Here is a 25,048-nt window from a genome sequence, read left to right as displayed (position 1 = left end):
AAATTAACGCTTCTGTGGCGCTTAGATGTCGGCAATGCAAAGCTTTGGTAACAGAAACAGCGCTGAGGCCGAATTAGTCTAACGACGTCAAAATTTGTCTATTGCGGCGCGATCGTCGCAATTTCGTGCGGAGCAGAGAGAATCTCGGACCAGAATTGCGCGGTGAACTCCCAAACGTCATCCTGCATCGCCAGATGATGCGTCAACAGCCCGAACGGCTCTTGGTTGTCGTCCTTGCCTTGCCGTCGCCGCTTGAGAGTAGTGACCAAATTGCCGACCAGATAGGTCGTGTCATGTAGCCCTTCTCCGTCTCGCCAGGCAATCGGATCAAGATGGGTATTGATTTGCAACAAGCCCTCAAAAGGTTCTGCCGTGTGACGGGCGTCACAGGTCGAGAGAACTTTGTAACCCAAACTTGCCAGCTCTTTCGCGGCCCCCGGATCGATGTGGTTCCAGGGTGGCACAAAGACCGGAAGAAGGCGTTCGGGCATCAACCTTCGCATCGCCCGGAGCGCGGCTTCGGCGTCGTCGCGATTTGCCTGGGGCGGGCGGGCATCTGTAAACTCCGAGCGATCCCCAAGACCGCGCGCGTGATTTCGATGGGCCCAACCGTGGACGATGGGAACGATATGCGACTCGTTGGCCAAACGCGCCGCCAGTTGCGGTGTCGCTTTGCGCGGGATCACGGCAAGGTGCACTGGCACTCCCACTTCCTTCGAGAGAGAAATCAGCCGATCCAAAGCAGGCCCATCGGTTTCTGCATCATCATCGCGCCACCAAAGCGGCAAGGTCAGCCCCTTTTGGTGCCACTTGGAGAGTTCGTCTCTGAGAGGTGTCCAATCAATCTGCATCTTGCGTCCATCCGCTCACAGATATGCAAGTTTCTTAACAAAGGAGCAATGCATCTGATTTCGACTGTTATTGCAAACCACTAGCCCCTCTCAAATAGAAAGATCAGTTCTCTCATTTTACACAACGGAATGAAAGAAAGTTGAACAAATCGCACATTTTTCTCCGTTCTGGTGAATAAGTTAACCGTTTCGTCTTGGTTATTGAGATGCGCTTAGATAATATCTTGGCAGAGGGGATATTATGAAAAAATCAGCGTCTTCGCCTTTTGAGCTGCCCGATTTCTTTCTAAACGAACTGCCTACAGGCTCTGTGAAAACGGCGGTCGATAAATTGGGTCGAATGATTGCACGTGGAGAGTTCGCGGAAGGGGTGACCATCCCCGTCGAGGCGGAACTTTGTGACATGTTAGGTGTGTCCCGAACTGTCGTACGCGAAGCGACGAAGGTTTTGTCTGGCAAAGGCATGTTGCGGACAGCTCGCCGGTACGGAACGCGGGTGTTGCCATTTGAATCCTGGAACCTTTTGGACCCCGATGTCATTGTCTGGCACGATCCAACCAGCCCTGCAGCGACGCGGATTTATGCCGCCAGCACGCAGATGCGCCTGATGGTCGAACCTGAGGCTGCAAAACTGGCCGCCGAAAATGGCACGCCTGAACAGCGGGAAAAGATCCTAAAGGCGGCTCAGCACATAAATCCCGAGCCCTACGGCATGGATGGCATGCTCGCCGCGGACTATACGTTTCACGCAACGATCCTTGAGGCCACAGGCAACCTGATCCTGGCGCAACTGCGCGGCCTTATTCGGGCCTTGTTGCAATTTAGCTATTCCACCGGCGCCGAAGTGGTGCCCGAAGTGCAAGTGAACAGTCAGGCCCATATCGACGTGGCGCAGGCAATTGCCGCCGCGAACCCGATCGAGGCGCGGCGGCTGATGTATCAAATGCTGACTGAAAACAGCGACACGGCTGAAAAGATTATCAACGCAAGTCCTGCGGAATAAGCGCCTCTGGCAGGTTTTGATAGCTGACCGCCTTTAGAAAACGACGGATCGACATCGCGCCGACAGATGTTGCACCAAAGGTCGTTGACGCTGGATAAGGCCCCCCGTGCATCATTGCATCACAGACTTCAACGCCGGTTGGGAACCCGTTGGCCAAGACACGGCCTGCTTTATGTTCCAAAATCGGCATCAGGCTTTGGGCCAGCGCCTCATCGCCTGCTTCCAGATGCAGGGTACAGGTCAGTTGGCCATGCAGGGATTTTGCCACAGCCCGCATGTCTTCTTCGTTTTCGCAGATAACGGCCAACCCAAAGGGTCCAAAGACCTCGTCAGCGAGCGTATCGTCAGCCAACCAATCCGACGCCGAAACGCGCGCAAGAGACGGCGCTGCGCTGCGGGCCGCGAGCTCTGGTGCAATCAAGGAGGTGACTTGCGGCTTGTCCGAGATCCGCGCCTGTCCGGCCTGATAGGCTTGGCCAATCCCATCCGTCAGCATGACCTGAGGCGCAACCCCACCCAACGCCGTTTGTGCCGCATCCAAGAACGCATCTGCGCCCTCGCTTGCAATCATCACAACAACGCCCGGGTTGGTACAGAACTGCCCTGCCCCCATCGTCAGCGATGCCGCCCAACCCTCGGCTGTGGCTTTGGCTTTGCTGGCCAGAAGCTCCGGCAGAAGGAACATGGGGTTCACGGATCCGAGCTCTCCGAAGAACGGGATCGGTTCGGGGCGGGTCGCGCAAAGGTCAAACAAAGCACGCCCACCTTTGAGCGATCCGGTAAATCCGACCGCCTTGATCAGCGGATGTTGCACCAGAGCCGCTCCGACCTCAAGCGGACCACCCTGGATCAGACTGAAGACACCGGCGGGCATGTCGCAAGCCTTGATCGCAGCATCGATGGCCTGAGCCACAAGGTCAGACACGCCGGGATGGGCATGATGACCACGCACGACCACAGGGCAACCAGCCGCCAAAGCCGCAGCCGTGTCACCCCCGGCCGTCGAAAACGCCAATGGAAAGTTGGACGCTCCAAAGACTGCAACAGGCCCGATCGGACGTTGCATCAGTCGCAAATCCGGGCGCGGCAAGGGCGCGCGATCCGGCAAGGCTACGTCATGGGTGCGATCCAGATAATCGCCTGCCTCAATCGCATCGGCAAAATAACGAAGCTGGCCCGTCGTGCGCCCGCGTTCGCCTTCCAAACGAGCCTCTGGCAGACCTGTTTCTTTGACGCCCATCGCTGTGATCTCGGCACCGCGAGCTTCGATTTCATCAGCGATTTTGCGCAAGAAGGCGGCGCGCGCGTCTCGCGTGGAATAGCCGAAACTCCAAAACGCATCTTCTGCCGCACTTACCGCTTGATCGACATGCATCTGGGAGCCTGCCGCGAATCTGTCCGCATTCCCGGACACAGGTTGGTTCTCAAACCGCTCTTCTGCGTCCACCCAATCGCCAGCAATCAAATGTTTTTTCTGTAACATGGTCGTTCCACTTAGTGTTTGGCTTACCAGTTGGCGAAGCTGCCGTCTTCTCGGCGCAGCATTGGCAAATGTTCTGGTTCAAATGGGTATTTTGTAAGCGCCTCGATATCAACCTCGACCCCAAGACCCGGCTTGCCGGAACAGGTCAACCAGCCATCCTCCCAGGTCTGATCCGTCGCGATTACATCATCCAAACACTCGCCCGGCCTCTTTGGCAGTTCTTGCACCAAGACATTTGGGCTGGCCATATTCAGATGCAAACAAGCTGCCGTTGACACAGGGCCTATCGGATTGTGGACGGCAAGATCGACCATATGCGCTTCGCACATGGCCGCAATCTTGCGCCCTTCGGTAATCCCTCCGGCAATGCAGAGATCCACGCGGCAATAATCCATAAGGTTGTCCTGCAACATCTGCACAAATTGCCATTTCGAGGCAAACTGCTCGCCTGCGGCCAAAGGCACCGACGTCTTGCCCCTTAAAGAACGGTAGGCATCGGTATATTCACTGCGTAGCGGATCTTCGACAAACATTGGCCGCTGATCGGCGATTGCATTGCAGAAATAAGCGGCCTCAGCGGGTGTAAATTTGGTATGGGCGTCAAAAGCAAGTTCAATTTCAGGACCCAACTCACTGCGCAGCAAACGAAATTCCTCGATAGCTTTGTCCATCGACCAGCGTCCGCGCATGATCATGTCTTCGCCATAGCTCGGCTCCCAACGAAGGGCTTTCCAGCCCATGGCGACATGCTCTTTGGCCGAGGCCAATGTCTCTTCGGGCGTGGCGCCGCGCAGGTGGCAATAACTGAGAACCTTCTGACGTGCCCGTCCGCCCAGCAGCTCATATACGGGCGCGCCAAGCGCCTTGCCTTTGATATCCCACAGCGCAATATCGATGGCAGCAATCGCGCTGGACAGCACCTGTCCTGCCGGATGAAACCCCGAACGCCACATAGTCTGCCAATGGTGTTCGATGTCAAAGGCATTCTCGCCGATCAGCAGGGTCTTTAGATGATCAATCATGCCCGCGACCGCATATTCGCGACTGGTCAAACCGCTCTCTCCAACACCGATTGTCCCGTCATCGGTTTCCACGACGACGAACAGCATAGTGCGCCATTCTTTCAGCAGATGAGTGGTGATATTCTTGATCTTCATGCGTCACCTTTAGGGGTGCCATCCACGGTCAACCCGAGGACGTCTTGCCAGTTGTAGTCCGGTTCAAACCCCAAGAGGTCGCGGGCTTTGGAACAGTCCAAAAGCGCCATGTGACCTGTGATCTTGGGATCGAGTTTTGATTGCGGCATCACCGTGTCGACCAGCTCTTTGGTGGGCTGGCGCATCAGCGTGTCTTTTGCGGCGATATTGAACACCTCGGCGCCCGAGATATCCGCCTCAAGAGCCAAGCGCGCCGCCCGCGCCGTATCGCGGCTGTCGATATAGCCCCAGAGGTTGAACTTGCGGTACGGCATGTCCTCCCAGTAACCGGGGATTTTCTGAAAACTCGGCACGGCGTTCACGTCGTCATAGAGCACATTGGACAGCCGCAGGCCGATGAACGTCATGCCGTAGAGCTTGGCCATTTGTTCAGCCAGGGTCTCGGAGATCATCTTGGACAGCGCATAGCCACCTTGAGGCTGAGGTTCAGAGGTTTCGTTGACCGGCAGCGTTTCTTGATGGTTCGTGTCAAAGGGGAAGCCAAAGATGGTTTCAGATGAGGCCCAGACCACGCGTTTGATCCCATGCGCCTGAGCCGCATTGAAGGCGTTAAACAGGGCGCTGGTGTTATTGTTGAACCGGTCCGCGGATTCCCAATGGTCAAAGTCAGGTTCCGGATTGCCCGCGAAATGAACCACAGCATCACAGCCGGCCATCGCCTCATAGACGGCCTTATAGTCGGTCATATCGACCTCAAAGAAAGGGCAATGCTGGGACTTGGGCGGTTTGATGTCGATGTTCACACAGTCATAGCCATGCGCGAGCAAATGCCCAATCACCGCATTCCCAGCGCCGCCACTTCCTCCGGTTACGCAAATTTTCTTCATAGTTTCAAACCCTTTGCACCGATCCATCGTGGCCGAACAGATGCATACTTCCTATCATTGGCGTCATGTAAATCTCGTCCCCTGACCGCATCGAGACCTCTCCTACCAGCCGTACGGTCATGGCCCCGGTGTCTGGGCTTTCGACATAGGCGATGGTGTCTGAACCAAGGTGTTCAACGTGGCGCAAACGGCCTTTCCAAGCGCCTTCCTTTGGGCTGACGCGGATATGTTCAGGGCGGACCCCGATGGCTTTGGCGTTCAGATCCATCGCGACAGCGCCTTCGATCAGGTTCATCTTGGGCGAGCCGATGAACTCGGCCACAAAAGGCGTGTTTGGCTGGTTATAGAGCGTCATAGGCGCGCCGGTTTGCTGTATTTCCCCGCCTTTCATGATCACGATCTGATCGGCCATAGTCATGGCTTCGACCTGATCATGGGTGACGTAGATCATTGTGGCATCCAGCTTGGAATGCAGCTCTGCCAGCTCGACCCGCATCTGGCTGCGCAGGGCGGCATCCAGATTGGACAGAGGTTCATCAAATAGAAAAACCTTGGGTTTGCGCACAATCGACCGCCCAATGGCCACACGCTGACGCTGACCGCCGGACAATTGCTTGGGTTTGCGATCCAAAAGTGGACCAAGCTGCAAGATCTCGGCAGCTTCTTCGACGCGTTGGTTGATCTCGTCCTTGGCCAACTTTGCCAGACGCAGGCCAAAGCCGATGTTCTGGCGCACGGTCATATGCGGGTAAAGTGCATAGGATTGAAACACCATAGCGATGCCGCGATCCGAGGGCTGGGCGTTGGTGACATCCACCCCATCGATATAGATCGACCCGCCCGAGACCTCTTCGAGACCCGCGATCATACGCAATAGGGTAGATTTACCGCAACCAGACGGGCCCACGAGCACGGTGAAAGAACCCTCTTTGACGGTCAGATCCAGTTGAGGAATGACATTCACGTTGCCAAAGGATTTCTGAACGGAGGTAAGGCGTACTTCTGCCATGGGTTACTCTTTCCTATTGCGATACGAGAAGCCGAGGAAATCGGCGTGCAGACCCGACCCGTTCAGGTCTTGGGCTGCCATGCCGATGAAGGCTCCGGTAAAATTTGCGCGGTCGCCGCGGCCGGCTTCGTCAGACAGCAGGGACGCATCGAGGAGAGGAGCTGTGGGACACCAGTCCCCTCCTACGCTACGCCAGCGGAACTGAAGTCCGCTGAGGTCGACATCTACACCAAGCTCGATCAGCCCGTCGGGCAGGTCCACGGGGGCCTCAAGCGGGAAAGTAAGTTCCCCTTCAGGCCAATCGCCGTTGCAGGATTGAATTTCTAGCTGGCGACCGCCCTTTGGGCCGACGGTGATATAGAGGTAGTGAAACTGATGGCGGTTATAATAGGCAATGAGCCCCGCCATGGTCTGATAATCGCGCGGGCTGTAGTCGATCAGCGTCTCGGCTGAATAGCGCCAGCCGGTCTGACGGCGCGCGACCAAACCCTGTTCAAAATAGGACCCAACGCTTTCGCGGCCAAATATCCTAAGGGCACCCGCGCGATCTGTCAGCGAGAAGAGACGATCTTTGTCAGGCGAACGCAGCCATTGAAAGGCATTAGGGAGCTTGCCATCAAACGCATAAGTCGCAGTGTCTTCGTGAAAGCCGTCATCTATTGCTGTGTGCTGAGGATCATCCAGCACCAGCCAACCATCCTCCCAACGCGCTTTGGTGATCCCCGTTTCGCGACCCAGAGGGCTGAACGGCCTGCCGAGCAAGGGGCGTGAACACAGGAAAGTATGCCACCACGTGTCGCCCTCGCCCTTAACAAGCTGTCCATGTCCGATGCGCTGTAAGGGCGCGTCCGGTTCGTCCCGCGCTGTCAGCACATTGGGCTCGTCCGGAAGCACATAGGGCCCGGTCAAAGCATCGGCACGCGCATAGGTTATGCAATGGCCATATCCGGTCCCGCCCTCGGCGGTACAAAGGTAGTAGCTTCCGTCGTGTTTCAAAAGATGTGGCGCTTCGGTGAAACCCGCCTCGGACCCTTCAAAAATCCGGGTGACCTCTCCGACCAGTTTTCCTTGCGCGGGGTCGTATTCCTGCAAGAGGATGCCCGCAAAGAAACTCCGTGGGTCCGCGCTGTTCCCGCGATGGTCCCAATCCATATTCACCAGCCATTTGCGCCCGTCATCGTCATGAAAGAGCGAGGGGTCAAAGCCACTGGAATTCAGATAGATTGCGTCACTCCACGGCCCTTCAATAGAGGGGGCCGTGACCAGATAATTGTGGGTATCCTTATAGTTCCCATCATAGCGTCTCACGTCCGTATAGATCAGCCAAAAGAGACCGTCGTGATAGGACAGACAGGGGGCCCAGACGCCGCAGCTGTCAGGCTCTCCACGCATATCGAGCTGTTGCGCGCGGTCCAGAGGACGCGCCACCAGCGACCAGTTTTGCAGGTCGGTTGAGGCGTTGATCTCAACGCCCGGGTACCACTCGAAGGTCGAGGTCGCGATGTAATAGGTCTCGCCCACGCGGCAGATCGAGGGATCGGGGTGAAAGCCCGGTAGGATTGGGTTCTGAATATTCATCCTTTTACCGCGCCTCCGGTTAGGCCTGCGACAATGTATTTCTGAGCCGCTAAGAAGAACACCACTGCAGGCGCTAGGGTGGCCGAAACAAAGGCCAGCGTTCGGTTCCACTCGGCCGTATACTCTCCGCGATAATCCATTGCGCCGAGCGTCCAGGTATAGCCCGCGCGGTCATTCAGCATGATCAGCGGCAAGAGATAGTTGTTCCAGCTCTGCACGAACACAAAAGTCGCGATGGTCGCCAGGATCGGCGTCGAGAGGGGCAGCGTGAACAGAAAAAAGAACTTGATATAGCCGCAGCCATCGACCCGTGCGGCCTCGAAAAGTTCCGCCGGCATCTGGGAGAAGAACGTGCGGAAGAACATGATCGAGAACGCCAGACCAAAGGCGACTTGGGGCAGAACGACGCCCCAAGGGGTGTCAAGCAAGCCAAGATCCCGGACCGTCAGGAACAGGGGCATAATGGCTGCGGCGAAGGGGAACATGAGCCCCAACAACATATAGCTGAACAGAAACTCTGACCCGAAAAACCGAACCTGCGCAAAGGCATAGGCGGCCATTGCGCCCATCAGCACGGTCAGAAACACCGTCAGCAAAGAGATCAGGAGCGAGTTCCAGAGATAGCGCCAGAAATTCGCATCCGCAAAGATTTCACCATAGAATTCCATATGCCATCGATCCGGGATCCCAAAGGGCGACACGCGCAGCTCACCCGAGGTTTTGAACCCTCCAAGAACCGTCGCGGCCAAGGGGATCAGGATCAGGGACGACACCAAGAGAAGCACGGAAATGCGACCGGCGTCTTTCCAATCAAACATCTTACTGCCCCCTCTGGACGGTGTTGCGATAGACCAGCGCAAAGACCACGCCGACCGCGAACAGGAACACGCCAACCGCCGAGCCAAAGCCCACGTTCAGGCGGACAAAGCCGAAGTTGTAGAGATAGCTCACCAACGTATGGGACGAGTTCGACGGGCCTCCGGCGGTCATCGGCATCACAAGGTCAAAGACCTGCAATCCCCCCAGTACCGAGTAAAAGATCGAGATCGTAATGGCGGGCCACAGAAGGGGGATCTGTATAAAGAACGCACGCTGTGTAGCGCTCGCTCCGTCAATCCGCGCGGCCTCGATCAGCTCTTTCGAGATCGACTGAAGACCGGCGATGTAGATCATCATGTGAAAGCCAAAGTACTTCCAGACGATGACCGCAAGGATCGAATAGAACGCCCAAGGTTTCTCGGCCAATGGGAAGAAAGCCGTTTCATATCCCATAAGGTCCGAGAACCATTTGGACAGGCCATAGTTGCCATCCAGAACAAAACTAAAGATCAGACCCGTCGCGACTTCTGCCATGATGTAGGGCAGGAAAAACACCAGTCGAAAGATCGTGTTGATGCGGCTGTTTTGATAGATCAACAGCGCCAGAAACAAAGCGATCGGCAATTGAATAAGCAGCGAGACAGCGATCACCAGAAGCGTGTTTTCAAAGGCCTGTTGGAAAGCGGAATGCCCCCACATGCGTTCGAAATTCTGGCTTCCGACCCAGCGGCCAAATTCGCGGCCGGTGTCTTCGTTCAGAACCCAGGGAGCAGGTCCATAGCCCGACCATTTGTAGGGCGCAAAGAAACCGGCCTGCAGCATGGGCAGGATCACGAAGACCGTGAACACTAGCAGTGCTGGTGGCAGGAAAATCAGCAACATCTTAAGCTGGCCGTCTGTCCACATGCGGCGGAAAACGTTCGGCTTAAGCGTTGCTTGGGTTGCGTAGTCTGTCGTGGTGACCATCTGTCTTGCCTTAGGTCGCTCTCCCCTTTGGCGGGGAGAGCAATTTCACTTTAGGTCACTGAAACGCGCGGGTTTCTTCGAGCAGTTTTGCAGCAGCTTCGGGCGTGATGTCGCCGGTTGCCATCTGCGCAGAGACGTCGTTGATCGCGCCCCCCAGCTCGGAGCCAAAGAATTGATCCAGGAACAGTTGGTGATAGGTCGAGGCACCCCCGATGGCTGCGAACTGCTTGAGGATCACGTCCTCTACCAACCCACCTGCAGAGGGAACAGTTGGGATATATACCCCACCGCTCGCGGCAGCTTTCTGAACGTCTACGCCCATGAAATACTTCAGGAAATCAATCGCTTCATCCGGCGCATCCTTGGTTAGAACGAAGCCAGAGGCCCCGCCCAGCGTATCGGTGATCGCACCTTTGCCGCCTTCGATCATTGGGAAAGGGATCACGCCGAGCTGGTCATCAGACAGTCCGCCGTCGCTCGCCGCACCGCGCGATGCGCCAAGATCCCAGTCGCCCATGAGGTGGAACAGAGCCTCTCCGTCGCCCCAAAGGCCGGTTGCCCCATCGTATTTCACACCCATAAAGCCCGGCTGAAACGGCTCAAGCTCGATCAGGCGCATGTATTCCTGTCCGGCACGCACCCAATCTTCATTGTTAAAGCCGCCATTCTCACCCGCGGCCGAGGCCGCCATGCCCTCTTGGCCCATGATGCGCATCGCGATCAGGGAATAGAAGAAATGCAGAGGCCATTTGTCCTGACCGCCGACAACAAACGGGGTCACGCCGCCTGCTTTGGCTGTTTCCACCGCGCCCAAAAGCTCGTCATAGGTTTTGATAGACGTCGGGTCGATACCCAATGCGGCCGCGTGGTCTTTGTTGTACCAGATCGCAACGTTCTGAGAGGCCTCAGGCGCGCCGTAGTATTTGCCATTGTGAGACAGGGCCGCCATGCCACCTGCGGACAGATCTTGCTGCCATTCAGCGACGGTTGCGTCATCTAAGGCACGCAGGAAACCTTGCTCTGCTTGCTCATAAAACACGCCGCCGGACCAGCTAAAGAACATATCAGGTGCAGCATCAGACTGCAGCAAAGTAGGCAGTTTCTGCTTAAACGCCTCATCTTCCATGAACTGCAGGTTCACTTTGACGCCTGGGTTTGCGGCTTCAAACGAGGCAACAGCATCGGTGTAGAGCCCCAGCCAAGGTGTTGAATCCCGGTTGATCGACAAAACGTCAACGGTCACATCCGCAAATGCGGATCCGGCAGTGAATGCCAGCGAAGCCGCGAGCGTGAGTGAGACGTGTTTCATAGTTTCCTCCAGTTTTTCTAACTTTAGACCGGGGTGCCCGGACTTTCATTTGATATTCATCATTGGGTGCCTGAATTCGTCTAAAACTGTTTCCTCCGAACAAGTCCTAGGCAGACACCGGCGCTTTTTGGGAAGCGCCCCTTCAAACCCACTTAGGAGAAGCGCTGTGACAAGCAGCGCCTCTCCTGTTTCGGGGCACTATTTGCGAAAGGAGCTGCAAGGTATGGGAGCTTGCTTGCAAATAGCGAATTTGAACTGCCCGAAGTGCGCCCGCTGGGGACATCGCCTTCAAGGGACCAAGAGCGCGGTATCGGGATGGGGTCAGCGTCGGCAAGCGGGTTAGCGCACTTGCCGTGTTGATCAAGGCGTCACGGGTAAAACCAGGCAGCGACATCAAAATACTCATACTCTTCCCCCTCCACTCGTCGGCGCGTCCTCGGGGTAAGGCCTAGCCGACCAAAGCACATTTTCATTGCGCTTTAGGTGTGATTTAGAATAGATATCGCATTAATTTCGTCAAGAAAAATAATTCATGATCGCAGTTTGCATCATGTGCTTGCGATGAGGGATTGAACCGCCAATGTGTAAAAAAATGTTTACTTCCATGGGGCTAGAATTTTCTGGAAAACGCCCAACTTTCCTCGATTTTGTTCGGAAAACAGCGGGATTTTTGGCTGTAGCCTCATACGCGCAGTCCCGAATCTATAGATCACACCTGATTGGCGACTCAGGTCACCTCAACGAAGGGCTGACCGCAAAATGACTGCGCATGAACCACAGGAACTTGGCGCAGACCTGCTGCTGGATTGCGAGAACCAGCTTGGCGAAGGCATCCAATGGAATTGCACTGATCAACGTCTCTATTGGACCGATATTTTCGGAGAGATGCTTTGGTCCTGTGACGCCAATGGTGGCGATCCTCGGTCGATCCCACTGCCCGGTAAACTCTGTGCTTTCGCGTTTCTGCAAGACCAAACCCTGCTCGCCGGATTTTCTGACGGGCTGTATTATTTCAATCCGCAATCCGGCGCGCGTGACAAATTGCGCGGCTATCAACCAGGTGTTCCTAACACCCGCATGAACGACGGCAATCTGGACCGCGAGGGGAATTTCGTTATTGGCGGCATAAACGAAGATTCCATGGCCCCAACGACACCGGTTTGGCGCTGGAATGGCAATGGGTGCGAAACCCTTCTTGAAAACATCGGCTGCGCGAACTCGATCTGTTTTTCGCCCGACGGCACGCTGATGTATTTCGCGGACAGTGCAGGCACCGCCATCTATGCCTATGACTACGACGCACAAGGCGCGCTTGGCGAAGGGCGTCTTTTTGCGGATATCAAGGGCTATGGGGTGCCAGACGGCTCGATCGTGGATGCCGAGGGCCATCTTTGGAACGCCCGGTTTGGCGGAGGGTCTGTTCTGCGTTTTACACCTGAAGGTCACCTTGACAAAGTCATCACCCTCCCCGTGCCCAATGTCACTTGTTGTTGCATTGGCGGCGCAAATCTGGATCGTCTGTTTATCACCACAGCGCGGGTGGGAATGGACGCAAAGGCACTCCAGCAGACACCACAGGCAGGCGGGCTCTTTGCCCTCGATATTCCAGTCAAAGGCCTGCCGCATGGCCAGTTCATCCCGCAAGAAAGGACCAGTACATGACGTTTTTATCAAAGGCTGAACATGCCGGAACTTGGCTCGGCCGCGTGTGGTCGCCCGAGGCAAGTGGGCCCTGCGTCGTCACCCTGCGCGACGAAGAGGTTGTTGATATCACGTCCAAATCCGCGCCATTGGTGCGGGATATCTGCGAGATGGACGACCCCGCGCGCTATGTGGCGACGGCAGACGGCGTCTCGATGGGATCGCTTAACGAGATCGCGGCGGCTCCGGCTGGGGATCGCGCGCAGATCCATTTTCTTACCCCCTGCGATCTTCAGGCCGTAAAGGCCTGCGGCGTCACCTTCGCGGGGTCGATGGTGGAACGCGTGATTGAGGAACGCGCGAAAGGGGATCCCCAACGCGCCGAAGACATCCGCGCGCGCATCGGTGGCGCCATCGGAGACAGTCTGCGCAACGTCAAAGCCGGCTCTCCTGAGGCACAAAAGGTGAAGGCTGCATTGATCGAAGAAGGTCTGTGGTCGCAATATCTAGAGGTCGGCATCGGCCCTGACGCCGAAGTGTTTTCCAAGGCGCAGGTCCTATCTGCCGTCGGCTATGGTGCTGATGTCGGACTGCATCCGGTGTCGACCTGGAACAACCCCGAACCCGAGGTGGTTTTGGCCGTTTCCTCAACGGGTCAAATCGTTGGCGCAACTTTGGGTAATGACGTAAACTTGCGTGACGTGGAGGGGCGCTCGGCGCTTTTGCTGTCCAAGGCAAAGGACAACAACGCCTCAGCCGCCATTGGCCCGATGATCCGCCTGTTTGACGAGGGCTTTACGCTGAACGACGTCCGCGCGGCTGAACTGACGCTGACCGTGCGCGGCGAAGACGGCTTTGAGATGACCGGCCATTCGTCGATGAAAGAAATCAGCCGAGACCCCGAAGACCTTGTCGCACAAACCTTGGGGCGTCATCACCAATACCCCGATGGGCTGATGCTTTATCTTGGCACGCTTTTCGCGCCCACACAGGACCGAGATGTGCCCGGCGAAGGCTTTACCCACAAGCTTGGTGATCAGGTCGAGATCAAAGCCCCGGGTCTCGGCACGCTGCGCAATCGCGTTCAGCTATCAACCATATGCGATGAATGGACCTTTGGGGCCAGCCATCTGATGCGCAATCTTGCTGCGCGCGATTTACTTTAACGAGGACGAGTAAGGTTATGAAACTACAACGCTTTCAGAACGCTGAGGGATCGATCATTCCGGCAGCATCTATGGACGGAGACACTTGGCACGGGCTGGAGACCATCTGTGACGACATCTCGCCAGATGCCTTTGCAGAGGGGCTGATGGATCGCTTGGCCTCGATTGACATCAACACTCTGGAACAGCTCGACACCGCGGGCCTTAGTATCGCAACGCCCATCGCACAACCCCGCAATATCTGGTGCATCGGCCTAAACTATTCCGACCACGCCGAAGAAGCGGGCCTGCCGATCCCTGAGGAGCCGATCTTGTTTAGCAAATCCTCCGCCACCTTTTGCGAGGCCAATGCCGACATCCCCTACCCGCCCCATATGACCAAGCTGGACTGGGAGGTCGAACTGGCCTTGGTCATTGGCAAGACCGCGCTTTGTGTGTCGATGGAGGACGCGCTGGATTATGTTGCGGGCTATACGCTGGCCAATGATGTGTCCGAACGCGCGTGGCAGATCGAGCGTGGCGGGCAATGGGTGAAAGGCAAGAGCTTTCCGAACTTCTGCCCGACGGGTCCGATGCTTGTGACGCCGGACGAGATCGCCGATGTCCAGAACCTCGAGATGTGGCTGGATGTGAACGGCACGCGCAAACAGACGGGCAATACCTCAAAGATGATCTTTGATGTGCGCACGATCATCCATCACGTGTCGCAGTTCGTGCAATTGGAAACCGGAGACTTGATCCTGACGGGGACGCCTCCGGGCGTCGGCATGGGCTTTAAGCCGCCGCAGTACCTGAAACCGGGCGATGTCGTGGAACTTGGCATTACAGGGCTGGGGCAACAGCGCCAGACCGTGGTGGCCTGGGACTAACGCCTATTCGCCTTCCCATTCCGGCATTGGGGCTTTGGTCACAAAGGCCCCGATGCCACGTTCTGCGTCCCGCGCCATCATATTGTCGGCCATGGTACGACCGGCATAGTCATAGGCCTCGGCCAAAGTCATCTCGGCCTGCTCATAGAAGGCACGTTTGCCGATTTTTACGGCGACCGGAGACTTGCTGACGATCTTGGCAGCCATCTCGCGGGTAGCTGCCGCGACCTGATCCAAGGGCACGACGCGATTGATAAGGCCCATCTCTAAGGCCTTGTCCGCATGGATAAATTCACCCAGCAACAGCATTTCCATCGCAGCCTTGCGCGGCACATTCCTGCTGAGCGCCACCATGGGCGTGGAACAGAACAGCCCGATGTTGATGCCAGAGGTCGCAAAACGCGCCTCTTCAGAGGCGACGGCCAGATCGCAACTCGCCACAAGCTGACAGCCCGCAGCCGTCGCAATGCCCGTAACCTCAGCGATCACGGGTTGCGGCAGGTTCACGACCGACATCATCATCTTGGCGCAGGTGGCAAAGAGGTCGTTGTAGTACTGATACCCGCCATCCTCATCGCCCCGCCGCGCGGTCATTTCTTTGAGGTTATGGCCTGCACAGAAATGATCCCCTGCCCCACGCAGGATCACCACTTTGATGTCGCGGCGCGTGGCAATGTCATCAAGCTGCGCTTGCAGGGCTGCCAACATCTCTTCGGACAGCGCATTGATCGAGCGTGGTCGTTCCATGGTCAGCGTGGCAATGCCGTCGGACACCTCAAGCGTGACCGGGTCCATTGGCGGTGTCGATCCATCATGCATGTCTGATCCTCCCAGAGTGGCTGACGGGATCATGGGGCAAATGCCGGGGCAATTGCAAATGATCCCAACAGGAACGCGGCGTCCTAACGGGCAGAGACCATATGGGTCAGAGTCGCTCCGGCCTCGTAGTAGACTTCCTTCAGGCCCGTCAGCTTTTCAGTATGCGCTTTGGTGGGCACCACCGGCAGGTCTTGGCGGTCTCCGGTCAAAAGCGCATGGGCCGCCGTCGCGCCAAAGACCGTGCCCGGCCCGATCCCACGACCGGAATAGCCAAAAAGCGCATAGCCTTTGGTGCCAATGTCCAGAATCTTTGGAATATGGTCGCTGGTCATACAGATCGTGCCACTCCAGGCCTCTTGCAGGGTTTCTTTTGCCAGTTGCGGGAAAAGATGCGCCAGTTTGCGCTGCGCCCAGGCCAGATGCGTGCCACGCCCAATGCTGTCGAGGGATCCAACCCCGCCAATCACAAGACGCCCCTCGCCGTCCATGCGAAAGGACGACATAACCATGGCCGTGTCCCAACAGCCTTCTTTGCCGGGCAGGATGCTACGCTGCCATGTGGGCTCCAGCGGGCGCGTGGCCGCCTGAAAATAACCGACTTTGGTGAACTGCGGCGCGGGCAAGCCGCTGAGCCCCTTCAGATAGGCATTTGTGGCCAACAACAACGCCTTGGCAAAGATCACTTGCTCGCCGACCGAAACCATCCAACCCGATGAGGTCTTTTTCACATGATGCACCGGCGCGTTTTCAAACAGATGCGCGCCTGCTTTCATGGCCTCTTTGGCGAGGCCACGCACATAGGACAACGGCTGAATGGTCCCAGCCCGCGGATCAAAAAGCGCGCCTTTGAAACGGTCAGAGCCGACGCGATGACGGGTGGCGTTGGCGCCCAACAGCTCGACCGGAGCACCACGCGCGCGCAGTTGTTTCGCGCGCAATTTCAGATCCGCCAGCCCCGTGTCCGCATGGGCGCAATGCAGGGTGCCATTGCGGCGGGCATTACATTCGATATTCAGCCGGTCGATCAGGGAAAACACATGATCTGGTGCCGCACTGAGGCTCTCGTAAAGATGCGAGCCCTCGCGTTTGCCAATCGTGGCCTCGATGTCTTCGGGCGGCGTCCAAAGGCCTGCGTTCACCAGACCGACATTGCGCCCTGATCCGCCATAGCCGATTGTTCTGGCTTCGAAAACCGCAACAGACGCCCCCAAATCCCGCGCGGTCAGAGCCGCTGAACAGCCGGAAAATCCAGCGCCAATGACCATAAGATCATAGGCGGATTGTGCGCTCGCCAGAATTTTGGTCGCTGGCGGCGCAACGGCGGTTTTTTCCCAGAGGTTTTCCAAAGCCATGCTGCAATTTCCTCAATGCTCTTGCCGCGACTATCCGTGCGCGGCATCGCTTTGGCAAGCGCTCAGAAGGCTTTGAAGGTCTGGGTCGTATGGGTGCGCTCGATGCCCTCGATATTGAGCAGGTTGTCGTTGATATAGCGCCCAACGTCCTCGCCCTCTGGGATGTAGAGCTTCATCAAGAGATCATAGTCGCCGCTGATGGAATAAAGCTCGGAATGAATCTCGCGCAGGGCGATGTCATCTGCGACCCGATAGGCCGTACCGGGGGTGCAGCGGATTTGAACGAAAAGGCAGACCATAGTGATGTCCTTTACTCAGGTGACTTTGGAAACTTGGTGATATTTGGGATCCTTCCAGAGACCCTCAGTCATGATGGTCTCAAGGATCTCGGCGGCGCGGATGACGTCGGCTTGGTCAATGTACAGCGGCGTAAAGCCAAAGCGCATAATGTTGGGCGCGCGGAAATCTCCGATCACGCCGTGGTCGATCAGGGCCTGCACCACCGGGTAGCCCGGATCAAATGCGAACGAGACCTGCGAGCCGCGTTGCTGCGCGTCGCGAGGAGAGGCGAGCGTTACCATAGGGCAGCGCGCTTCGACCTCGGCAATGAATGTCTCGCAAAGATCAATAGATGCGGCGCGAATATCTGCCATACCGACGCCGTTCCAGACATCCAAAGCTGCATCCAACAGGGACAATTGAACGACTGGTGGCGTGCCAACACGCAGGCGCTCTGTCGACATGGCGGGGCTGTAGGCTGGGTCCATCGCGAAGGGCGCGGCGTGGCCAAGCCAACCGGCGAGCGCAGGCTCTACGTCCTCGACAATATCAGGACGGGCATAGATGAAGGCCGGCGCTCCGGGGCCACCGTTGAGGTATTTATAGGTGCAGCCAACGGCGAATTCTGCGTTGCTGCCCGCCAGATCGACAGGCAAAGCCCCCGCCGAATGCGCCAGATCCCAGATCATCACCGCGCCCGCCGCATGGGCCTTTTCAGTGATTGCCTGCATGTCATGTAGGCGTCCGCTGCGATAATCGACCTGTGTGAGCATGACCACAGCGACCTCTTCCGTGATCGCATCCGCTACGTCTTCGGGTGCAGGTGTACGCAATTCATAACCTGCGTCCAGCGTCTTGATCAGGCCCTGCGCCATATAGAGATCGGTGGGGAAATTGCCTTTGTCCGACAGGATCACCTTGCGATCGGGCCGCATTTTCAATGCAGCGGCCAAGGCCTGATAGACCTTGATCGAGAGGGTGTCTCCGGTGGCAACCGAGCCTGGTGCGGCCCCGATCAATCCGGCGATACGGTCCCCGACCTTTTGCGGCAAAGACATCCAATCGGCGGAATTCCATGCGCGGATCAGCTCTCCGCCCCATTCTTGGGAAATGGTGTGCATGGCACGCTCTTGTGCACCTTTTGGCAATGGTCCCAATGAGTTGCCGTCCAGATAGATCACCCCTTCGGGCAACTCAAACAGATCTTTGCGTGGTAACATTGCTCCCCCCTCGTGTCGCAAATCTTACTGAGCCGGAATGGTCAGAGGTTCGCCCACCCGCACCACATGGGTCGTGATCGCCACCATAGGTGCCTCGCCGATATTGGTCAGACCGCCATGCACCTGCCCGTCTGGAAAATAGAGCGTGGCCCCGATCGGGAATTCGATGATCTGCCCGTTTGGGGCCTGTGCCGTTGCCGCAGTGATCACCACGGCGTGCTCGTCGCCAGGATGGCTGTGCATCGGGATCGTCGCGCCCGGCGCGACGGTGAGCTTGCTGACGATGACCTCCATGGTCTCGGACCCGGGCACCGGCACGCGGCGTATTTCCTCGCGTGACAGGTCTTGGGCGAAGGCTGCGGTGGCCGATATGGCGAATGCCGCGCAGAAAGAGATAAATTTCATAACATCATCCTTTGATTTGATCAGAGTTCGCCTCTGACGTTCCAGAGTTCAGGAAAGAGCTCGACGCTGAGCATGCGTTTGAGATATTGCACACCGGATGTCCCTCCGGTGCCACGCTTGAACCCGATGACGCGTTCAACCGTGGTCACGTGGTTAAAGCGCCAGCGACGGAAGTAATCTTCCATATCCATCAGTTTCTCGCCCAGCTCATAGAGCGCCCAATGGGTTGTAGTGTCTTGATAAACCTGCTTCCAGCGCGCTTGGATTTCAGGCTGCGCTGTGTGGGGGCTGTCGAGCTGTGGCGCGGGCATATTGTCTGAGTGCCCATCCAGCGTTTGAAACAGATTGGTCACTACTTCATCATAGAAACTGGGACGCGCCAGTTCTGCCTCTAGCAGCGCATGGACCTCTGGCACATGCGCATGGGGCTGCATCATATGCGGGTTGCGGTTGCCCAAAGTGAACTCGATCAGCCTGTATTGATAGGATTGAAATCCGCTTGACGGCCCAAGCGCTTCTCGGAAAGTCGTATAGTCCGCAGGCGTCATCGTACGCAGCACATCCCAGGCGTTGTTGAGCTGTTCAAAGATGCGGCTGACACGGGCAAGGATCTTGAACATCTGCGGCGTGTCGCCGGTCTTTAGCGCGATCCGCGCGGCGCCGAGTTCATGGAGAACCTGTTTCATCCAAAGCTCGCTGGTCTGATGCTGGATGATGAATAGCATCTCGTCATGGGCCGTACTCTGTGGGTGCTGCTGCGCCAAAAGCCCTTCTAGCCCAAGGTAGTCGCCATAAGACATCGCCTTGGCAAATCCCATTTGCGCGCCGTCTTCGCTGGGGTTGTAGGCGCTAGTCATCGTCGCTCTCCAAGAATTTGGTCATATAATCGAGCCGCAAGATCATGCCCTCGATGTCGTCGGCGTTCAGGCCGCTTAGGATTTCGTCGATCCATCCGGCATGGGCCTTGGCGTGGTCCTCGTAAACTTTGCGCCCTTTGTCGGTCAGTTGCACGAGATGCGCGCGCCGGTCGCCGGGCAAGGGCACGCGGGCTGCGATCCCCTCTTCGCTCAGCTTGTCCACGATGCCGGTGATATTGCCGTTCGAAACGCGCAGCTTCGCCGAGATCTCGCTCATCTTGAGGCCGCTACCTGCGGCCGCCAACGTCGCCATCACGTCAAACCTCGGCAGGGTAGAATTGCACTCGCTGCGAAACCGTCGGCGCAATTCTTCTTCGATCAAACCGCTGGCCTTTAGCAAACGCAGCCACAGCTCAAGACGCTCTTTGCTGAGGTCTCCGTCTGGGGGATCTGGCTTGAAAGGTTTTGGCACGCGGGGCTCGGTGGTTGGAATTTCACTTGCTTCAAGCATGAAATATATTAACCTAAACAAAACGCGCAAGAGATTTTTTGAGACCTGACCATGACACCAGACATCGACTGGGAAGATGCCTTTTCCAATGGCGACTACATCGAGAACGCAGCGGATTTTCCGCCGATGTGGTCAGAACAGGCCGCGCAGTTTCGCGCCTCGGTGCGTGGACGGTTGGATCTGGCCTACGGCGACGCTCCGCGTGAAAAGCTGGACCTTTTCTTGCCTAATGAAAAACCCAAAGGGCTGATCGTTTTCGTGCATGGGGGCTATTGGCAGGCCTTTGATAAATCCAGCTGGTCGCATCTGGCGCGCGGGCCGATAGAACACGGGTGGGCCGTGGCTATGCCGAGCTATACCCTTGCGCCTGAAGCGAAAATTCCTGAGATCACGGCGCAGATTGGTCGTGCGGTATCAATGGTTGCCAACGAGGTCGCAGGCCCGATCCGGCTGACGGGACACTCAGCAGGCGGACATTTGGTGTCGCGGATGGGGTGTGACGACACGCCTTTGCTTGCCACGGTGACGACGCGGATCGACAAGATCGCCAGCATAAGTGGTGTTCACGATCTGCGCCTCCTGTTGCGGCACTCGATGAATGGAAAACTTGGCCTGATGAAAGAAACCGCACACGCCGAAAGTCCCTCACTCAGAGCGCCCTATAAAGGATTTGATTTCACCGCTTGGGTTGGGGCCTGCGAACGGCCAGAGTTCCTGCGCCAGTCTGCTTTGATCACCGAAAACTGGAGCCGTGCCGGCGTCCCTGCCCGGCTCGTTGCGGACCCGGGCAAGCATCATTTTGACGTGATCGACGGGCTTGCAGACGCCGATCACCCTTTGTGTTTGAGCCTGACGTCCTAGGCCGCAAGCTCTGCAGGCGCTGCCAGCTCGGCGTGCACGTCAACGATCTGCACAGCCGCATTCGCAGCTTCTGCACCCTTCTTGACGAAATGCGCGTGGAAATAGGCTTCGTGTTCGTTCGAAGGCTGGAAATGATGCGGTGTCAGCGACACGGACAGCACCGGAACACCTGTCTCCATGCCCGCTTTCATCAGGCCATCGACGACGGCCTGCGCCACGAAATCATGGCGATAGATGCCGCCATCCACGACCAGAGCCGCCGCGATCACAGCGTCATATTTGCCGGTTACGGCCAGCTTTTGCGCGAGCAAAGGCATCTCAAACGCGCCGGGCACGTCGAATGTCTCAATACCGGCATCCACGCCCATTTCAGCCAGACGGTTTTCAAAACCGACCAGCGATTGGTCTACAATATCAGAATGCCAGCGCGCCTTGATGAAGGCGAAGTTTGGGGATTTTGTCATAGCTCTAAGTCCTTTCCCAATGACAAGATCCCAGAGCGTTTTGACACGGGTCACCCGCGAAGGATCACCGCATACTTCTCTACCATCCGGACTTTAACCGTCGGCCCCGGAATTTCACCGGATCTGCTGACACCCAAAACATGGGCCGCTCGCGGGCTGTCACCGCCGGTGGGGAATTTCACCCCGCCCTGAGAATATTTGCGCTGTAAGCCAGACTCGTATTCTGCGTCAATGGGGGACGTCACGAAAAAGGGCCACCCAAGCGGATGGCCCTTCGAATTTCGTATGAAACCGTGCTTAGTAATGCACAGACAATGTATCCAGAGGCTTACCTTTGCCCGGCGCGAATTTGGTCAGGTCGATGCCTTCGACCGCAACCTTGTACTCTTCCAGAGTTGGCGTACGGCCAAGGATCGCGGACAGAACAACAACTGGGGTCGAGGCCAGCAGCGATTCACCTTTCTTCTCAGGCAAGTCAGCCACAACGCGGCCTTGGAACAGGCGGGTTGAGGTCGCCAGAACGGTGTCGCCCTTCGCAGCCTTTTCCTGGTTGCCCATGCAGAGGTTACAGCCCGGACGCTCCAGATAGAGGATGTTGTCATACTCGGTCCGTGCGACCTGCTTTGGCGCGCTGTCGTCGAATTCAAAGCCAGAGTACTTCTGCAGAACTTCCCAGTCGCCCTCTTCTTTCAGCTCGTCGATGATGTTGTAGGTCGGCGCGGTCACCACGAGTGGGGCTTTGAACTCGACCTTGCCCTCGGCGGCCTCAAGGTTGCGCAGCATTTGCGCCACGATCTTGATGTCGCCTTTGTGGACCATACAGGACCCAACAAAGCCCAGATCCACCTCTTTTTCCGCCTTGTAGTAAGAAATCGGACGGATGGTGTCGTGGGTATAGCGTTTGGACACATCGGCGTTATTCACGTCCGGGTCGGCAATCATCGGCTCGATGATTTCGTCCAGATCCACAACGACCTCAGCGAAGTATTTCGCGTTTGCATCAGGCACCAGAGCCGGACGGGTGCCGGATTTGATTTCCTTGATCCGCGCGTCGGCTTTGGCGATCAGACGGGCCAAAGTGCCGTTCTCGTGCTCCATACCCTTGTCGATCATGACTTGGATACGGGACTTCGCCAGCTCCAGCGAGCCGATCAGGGTTTCATCGTTGGAGATACAGACAGAGGCTTTCGCCTTCATCTCTGCGGTCCAGTCGGTGAAGGTGAAGGCTTGGTCTGCCAGAAGCGTGCCGATGTGAACTTCGATTACGCGGCCTTGGAAGACGTTATCACCGCCACATTGATCGAGCATCTGCGCTTGGGTTGCGTGTACCACATCGCGGAAGTCCATCCACTCGGCCATTTCGCCTTTGAAGGTCACTTTCACAGACTCAGGGATCGGCATAGAGACCTCACCGGTCGCCAAAGCCAGCGCCACGGTGCCGGAGTCTGCACCAAAGGCCACGCCTTTGGACATCCGCGTGTGGCTGTCGCCGCCCACAATCACGTCCCAATCGCTGACGGTGATGTCATTGAGAACCTTGTGAATAACGTCGGTCATCGAGTGATAGACGCCCTTGGGGTCACGACCTGTCACCAGACCAAAGTCGTTCATGAACTTCATCAGGCGCGGGGTGTTTTCCTGTGCCTTCACGTCCCAAACGGACGCAGTGTGACAACCAGACTGATAGGCCCCATCCACGGCCGGAGACACAACGGTCGCCGCCATCGCTTCGAGTTCCTGCATGGTCATGAGGCCCGTGGTGTCCTGAGACCCGACAACGTTCACGCCGACACGCACGTCAGAGCCTGCGTGCAGCACCTTGCCCGGTGTTGCGCCGCGCACGTTGGCGTTGAAGATCTTTTCAACCGCGGTCAGGCCTTGGCCCTCGTGGCTGATCTCTTTTGATGGGGCAAAGACCTGAGGGGCTTCGACGCCCAGAGTTTCCGCCGCAAATGTCTGCAGTTTCTTACCAAAGACGATGGCGTAAGAGCCGCCCGCTTTCATGAACTCCATCTTTTGCGGGGTGAAAGAACCTGCCATATCGACCAGCTCTTCGGAGCCGTCAGAGGAGTAGAGCTTTTTCTCTTTGGTGTTGATCTTGAGGACCGTACCGGTTTCCACCGAATAGCGCTGCTCTAGAACCGCGTCGCCATTGTTGTTCACAACAGGCTCGCCGTTCTCGTCCAGCTTTTTGACCCAGTTCTTCAGATCCACACCGATGCCACCGGTCACGCCGACGGTGGTCAGGAAGATCGGAGAAATGCCGTTGGTGCCGGCCACAACCGGCGCGATGTTCACGAAAGGCACATAAGGAGACGCTTGCTTACCGGTCCACAGTGCCACGTTGTTCACGCCAGACATCCGCGAAGAGCCAACACCCATGGTGCCTTTTTCCGCAATCAGCATCACGCGCGCGTTTGGATGCTGAAGCTTCAGAGCTTCGATTTCTTTTTGCGCATCGGTGCTGATCATGCACTGGCCGTGCAATTCGCGGTCCGCACGCGAGTGCGCCTGGTTGCCCGGAGACAGCAGGTCGGTCGAGATATCGCCTTCGGCAGCGATATAGGTCACGACTTCGATTTCTTCGTCGATTTCTGGCAGCTTGGTGAAGAATTCAGCCGCTGTGTAGCTTTCCAGCAGGCCTTTGGCGATGTCATTGCCTGCTTCATAGGCCGTTTTCAGGCGCTCCATGTCGGCGTCGTACAGGAATACCTGAGTCTTCATCACGTCCGCAGCCTGCGCCGCGATGCCTGCGTCATCGCCCAGCGCCAGATCCAGAAGGACAGCAACGGATGGGCCACCTTTCATGTGGGACAGCAGTTCAAATGCAAACTCGACAGAGATCTCAGCGACCTCGGCCTGACCGAGAATGATCTCTTTCAGAAAACCTGCTTTTGCACCAGCTGCGCTCGTGGTGCCTGGCAGGGTGTTATAGATAAAGAAATTCAGCGAGTCTTCGCGATGTTCATGACCCGCGTCTTTGATCTGAGCAATCAGCTCTTCGACCAGATCTGCCTGATCAATCGGCTTTGGGCTCAGGCCTTGGGTTTTGCGGGTTTCGATCTCTGCGAGATAATCTGTGTACAAGCTCATGATAATACCGGCGCGTTAGAGTTTGTGGATTGCGTCCCTCGCGGCAGTAACTTTCGCGCGCTGGGACAGCTGGCTGAACCCCTCTTATTTCAGCATACAATGGTATGCAAGCACTTTCGCACGTCAGACAGGGCTTGATCTATGTGGAAAGTCGGCGCTTGAAGTGCCGCTGGTCATTCTTCTCCCTTCAGCCCACAGAACTAAACGCGGGCTAAATTAGAAATAGCATACCACAGTCAGCGCCATCGGCCACATGCGACATCTTTGTGGAAGTTTTCCTTCCTGAGACAGGGTCAGGTTTGTCACGAGTTTCGTGCAAAAAACTTGGCGTTTGCGGCGACTTTCCTCTGCTCGTCAACAATGACACAGAAAAACCGCAAAGTGCTTACCGCCGCCAAAGAAGCCAGCTAGGCATTTAAGCCTTCGCTCTCTCTTTATCGGAACACGCA

General features: G+C 56.8%; 23 protein-coding genes and 1 riboswitch. Of the genes, 5 read left to right on the top strand and 18 right to left on the bottom strand.

All coding sequences use genetic code 11. The annotated features are described in order from the left end of the window. Positions 1-98: 98 nt before the first annotated feature. Complete coding sequence (locus HZ995_RS11680; RefSeq protein ID WP_209355828.1) at positions 99-851, bottom strand: polysaccharide deacetylase family protein; 753 nt, start codon at positions 849-851, stop codon at positions 99-101. A 241-nt stretch (positions 852-1,092) separates the two neighbouring features. On the opposite strand from HZ995_RS11680, the gene HZ995_RS11675 reads away from it, so the two are divergent. Further along, complete coding sequence (locus HZ995_RS11675; protein ID WP_209355827.1) at positions 1,093-1,854, top strand: FadR/GntR family transcriptional regulator; 762 nt, start codon at positions 1,093-1,095, stop codon at positions 1,852-1,854. Here HZ995_RS11675 and HZ995_RS11670 read toward each other — a convergent pair. The 8 genes from HZ995_RS11670 to HZ995_RS11635 are packed head-to-tail and all read right to left on the bottom strand — an operon-like array spanning position 1,832 to position 11,062. Continuing rightward, positions 1,832-3,337 (bottom strand): aldehyde dehydrogenase (NADP(+)), encoded by a 1,506-nt coding sequence (locus HZ995_RS11670; RefSeq protein ID WP_209355826.1) that lies wholly within the window; start codon positions 3,335-3,337, stop codon positions 1,832-1,834. The two genes, HZ995_RS11675 and HZ995_RS11670, sit on opposite strands and share 23 nt — an antisense overlap. A 23-nt stretch (positions 3,338-3,360) precedes the next feature. Further along, positions 3,361-4,494 (bottom strand): galactonate dehydratase, encoded by a 1,134-nt coding sequence (gene dgoD, locus HZ995_RS11665; RefSeq protein WP_209355825.1) that lies wholly within the window; start codon positions 4,492-4,494, stop codon positions 3,361-3,363. Next, positions 4,491-5,381, bottom strand: coding sequence for an NAD-dependent epimerase/dehydratase family protein (locus tag HZ995_RS11660; RefSeq protein ID WP_209355824.1), 891 nt, complete (start codon positions 5,379-5,381; stop codon positions 4,491-4,493). The genes dgoD and HZ995_RS11660 overlap by 4 nt, the downstream gene beginning before the upstream one ends. A gap of 4 nt (positions 5,382-5,385) precedes the next feature. After that, positions 5,386-6,390, bottom strand: coding sequence for an ABC transporter ATP-binding protein (locus HZ995_RS11655; RefSeq protein ID WP_209355823.1), 1,005 nt, complete (start codon positions 6,388-6,390; stop codon positions 5,386-5,388). 3 nt (positions 6,391-6,393) lie between these two features. Further along, positions 6,394-7,968 carry a glycoside hydrolase family 43 protein gene (locus tag HZ995_RS11650; RefSeq protein WP_209355822.1) on the bottom strand — a complete coding sequence of 525 codons (1,575 nt, stop codon included), beginning with the start codon at positions 7,966-7,968 and terminating at the stop codon, positions 6,394-6,396. Beyond that, positions 7,965-8,786 carry a carbohydrate ABC transporter permease gene (locus HZ995_RS11645; RefSeq protein WP_209355821.1) on the bottom strand — a complete coding sequence of 274 codons (822 nt, stop codon included), beginning with the start codon at positions 8,784-8,786 and terminating at the stop codon, positions 7,965-7,967. Before HZ995_RS11645 ends, HZ995_RS11650 begins: the two co-directional genes overlap by 4 nt. A gap of 1 nt (position 8,787) precedes the next feature. Further along, entirely contained in the window at positions 8,788-9,753 is a 966-nt protein-coding gene (locus HZ995_RS11640) for a carbohydrate ABC transporter permease (RefSeq protein WP_209355820.1), read from the bottom strand. A gap of 55 nt (positions 9,754-9,808) precedes the next feature. Beyond that, positions 9,809-11,062, bottom strand: coding sequence for an ABC transporter substrate-binding protein (locus HZ995_RS11635; protein ID WP_209355819.1), 1,254 nt, complete (start codon positions 11,060-11,062; stop codon positions 9,809-9,811). Between the two features lie 759 nt (positions 11,063-11,821). On the opposite strand from HZ995_RS11635, the gene HZ995_RS11630 reads away from it, so the two are divergent. Genes HZ995_RS11630 through HZ995_RS11620 form a run of 3 tightly spaced genes read left to right on the top strand, consistent with a single transcriptional unit; the run spans position 11,822 to position 14,738 of the window. After that, positions 11,822-12,724, top strand: coding sequence for an SMP-30/gluconolactonase/LRE family protein (locus HZ995_RS11630; RefSeq protein ID WP_209355818.1), 903 nt, complete (start codon positions 11,822-11,824; stop codon positions 12,722-12,724). After that, the gene (locus HZ995_RS11625) at positions 12,721-13,869 is read left to right on the top strand and encodes a fumarylacetoacetate hydrolase family protein (protein ID WP_209355817.1); all 1,149 of its coding nucleotides are present in this window, start codon (positions 12,721-12,723) and stop codon (positions 13,867-13,869) included. Before HZ995_RS11630 ends, HZ995_RS11625 begins: the two co-directional genes overlap by 4 nt. A gap of 17 nt (positions 13,870-13,886) precedes the next feature. Then, a complete protein-coding gene (locus tag HZ995_RS11620; RefSeq protein ID WP_209355816.1) occupies positions 13,887-14,738 on the top strand; it encodes a fumarylacetoacetate hydrolase family protein in 852 nt (283 codons plus the stop codon). A 3-nt stretch (positions 14,739-14,741) separates the two neighbouring features. Here the strand turns inward: HZ995_RS11620 and HZ995_RS11615 are convergent, their stop codons facing one another. The 7 genes from HZ995_RS11615 to HZ995_RS11585 form a co-directional block, all read right to left on the bottom strand. Beyond that, positions 14,742-15,557 (bottom strand): enoyl-CoA hydratase, encoded by an 816-nt coding sequence (locus tag HZ995_RS11615; RefSeq protein WP_245168656.1) that lies wholly within the window; start codon positions 15,555-15,557, stop codon positions 14,742-14,744. Positions 15,558-15,640: 83 nt separating this feature from the next. Continuing rightward, positions 15,641-16,909, bottom strand: a complete 1,269-nt coding sequence (locus HZ995_RS11610; protein ID WP_209355815.1) for an NAD(P)/FAD-dependent oxidoreductase — start codon at positions 16,907-16,909, stop codon at positions 15,641-15,643. Positions 16,910-16,971: 62 nt separating this feature from the next. After that, complete coding sequence (locus tag HZ995_RS11605) at positions 16,972-17,208, bottom strand: Lrp/AsnC family transcriptional regulator (protein WP_209355814.1); 237 nt, start codon at positions 17,206-17,208, stop codon at positions 16,972-16,974. Between the two features lie 15 nt (positions 17,209-17,223). Next, positions 17,224-18,408: a kynureninase gene (gene kynU / locus HZ995_RS11600; protein ID WP_209355813.1), complete on the bottom strand. Its 1,185-nt coding sequence runs from the start codon at positions 18,406-18,408 to the stop codon at positions 17,224-17,226. A 24-nt stretch (positions 18,409-18,432) separates the two neighbouring features. After that, on the bottom strand, positions 18,433-18,813 hold the full coding sequence (locus HZ995_RS11595) for a cupin domain-containing protein (protein WP_209355812.1): 381 nt from the start codon (positions 18,811-18,813) through the stop codon (positions 18,433-18,435). Between the two features lie 20 nt (positions 18,814-18,833). Further along, positions 18,834-19,670, bottom strand: a complete 837-nt coding sequence (locus tag HZ995_RS11590; protein ID WP_209355811.1) for a tryptophan 2,3-dioxygenase — start codon at positions 19,668-19,670, stop codon at positions 18,834-18,836. Next, positions 19,663-20,181: a MarR family winged helix-turn-helix transcriptional regulator gene (locus HZ995_RS11585; RefSeq protein WP_209355810.1), complete on the bottom strand. Its 519-nt coding sequence runs from the start codon at positions 20,179-20,181 to the stop codon at positions 19,663-19,665. Before HZ995_RS11585 ends, HZ995_RS11590 begins: the two co-directional genes overlap by 8 nt. A 51-nt stretch (positions 20,182-20,232) precedes the next feature. Here HZ995_RS11585 and HZ995_RS11580 point away from each other — a divergent pair, with 51 nt between their 5' ends. Continuing rightward, positions 20,233-21,042 carry an alpha/beta hydrolase gene (locus HZ995_RS11580; protein WP_209355809.1) on the top strand — a complete coding sequence of 270 codons (810 nt, stop codon included), beginning with the start codon at positions 20,233-20,235 and terminating at the stop codon, positions 21,040-21,042. On the opposite strand, the gene HZ995_RS11575 is transcribed toward HZ995_RS11580, so the two are convergent. Next, a complete protein-coding gene (locus tag HZ995_RS11575) occupies positions 21,039-21,506 on the bottom strand; it encodes a 6,7-dimethyl-8-ribityllumazine synthase (protein WP_209355808.1) in 468 nt (155 codons plus the stop codon). The genes HZ995_RS11580 and HZ995_RS11575 overlap by 4 nt on opposite strands. Before the next feature lie 70 nt (positions 21,507-21,576). Then, positions 21,577-21,706: riboswitch (FMN riboswitch) on the bottom strand. Positions 21,707-21,803: 97 nt separating this feature from the next. After that, positions 21,804-24,599 (bottom strand): bifunctional aconitate hydratase 2/2-methylisocitrate dehydratase, encoded by a 2,796-nt coding sequence (locus HZ995_RS11570; protein ID WP_209355807.1) that lies wholly within the window; start codon positions 24,597-24,599, stop codon positions 21,804-21,806. Between the last annotated feature and the right edge of the window lie 449 nt (positions 24,600-25,048).

The organism is Cognatishimia activa (assembly GCF_017798205.1).
Lineage (GTDB): Bacteria > Pseudomonadota > Alphaproteobacteria > Rhodobacterales > Rhodobacteraceae > Cognatishimia > Cognatishimia activa_A.
This window is presented reverse-complemented; position numbering and strand designations above follow the sequence as displayed.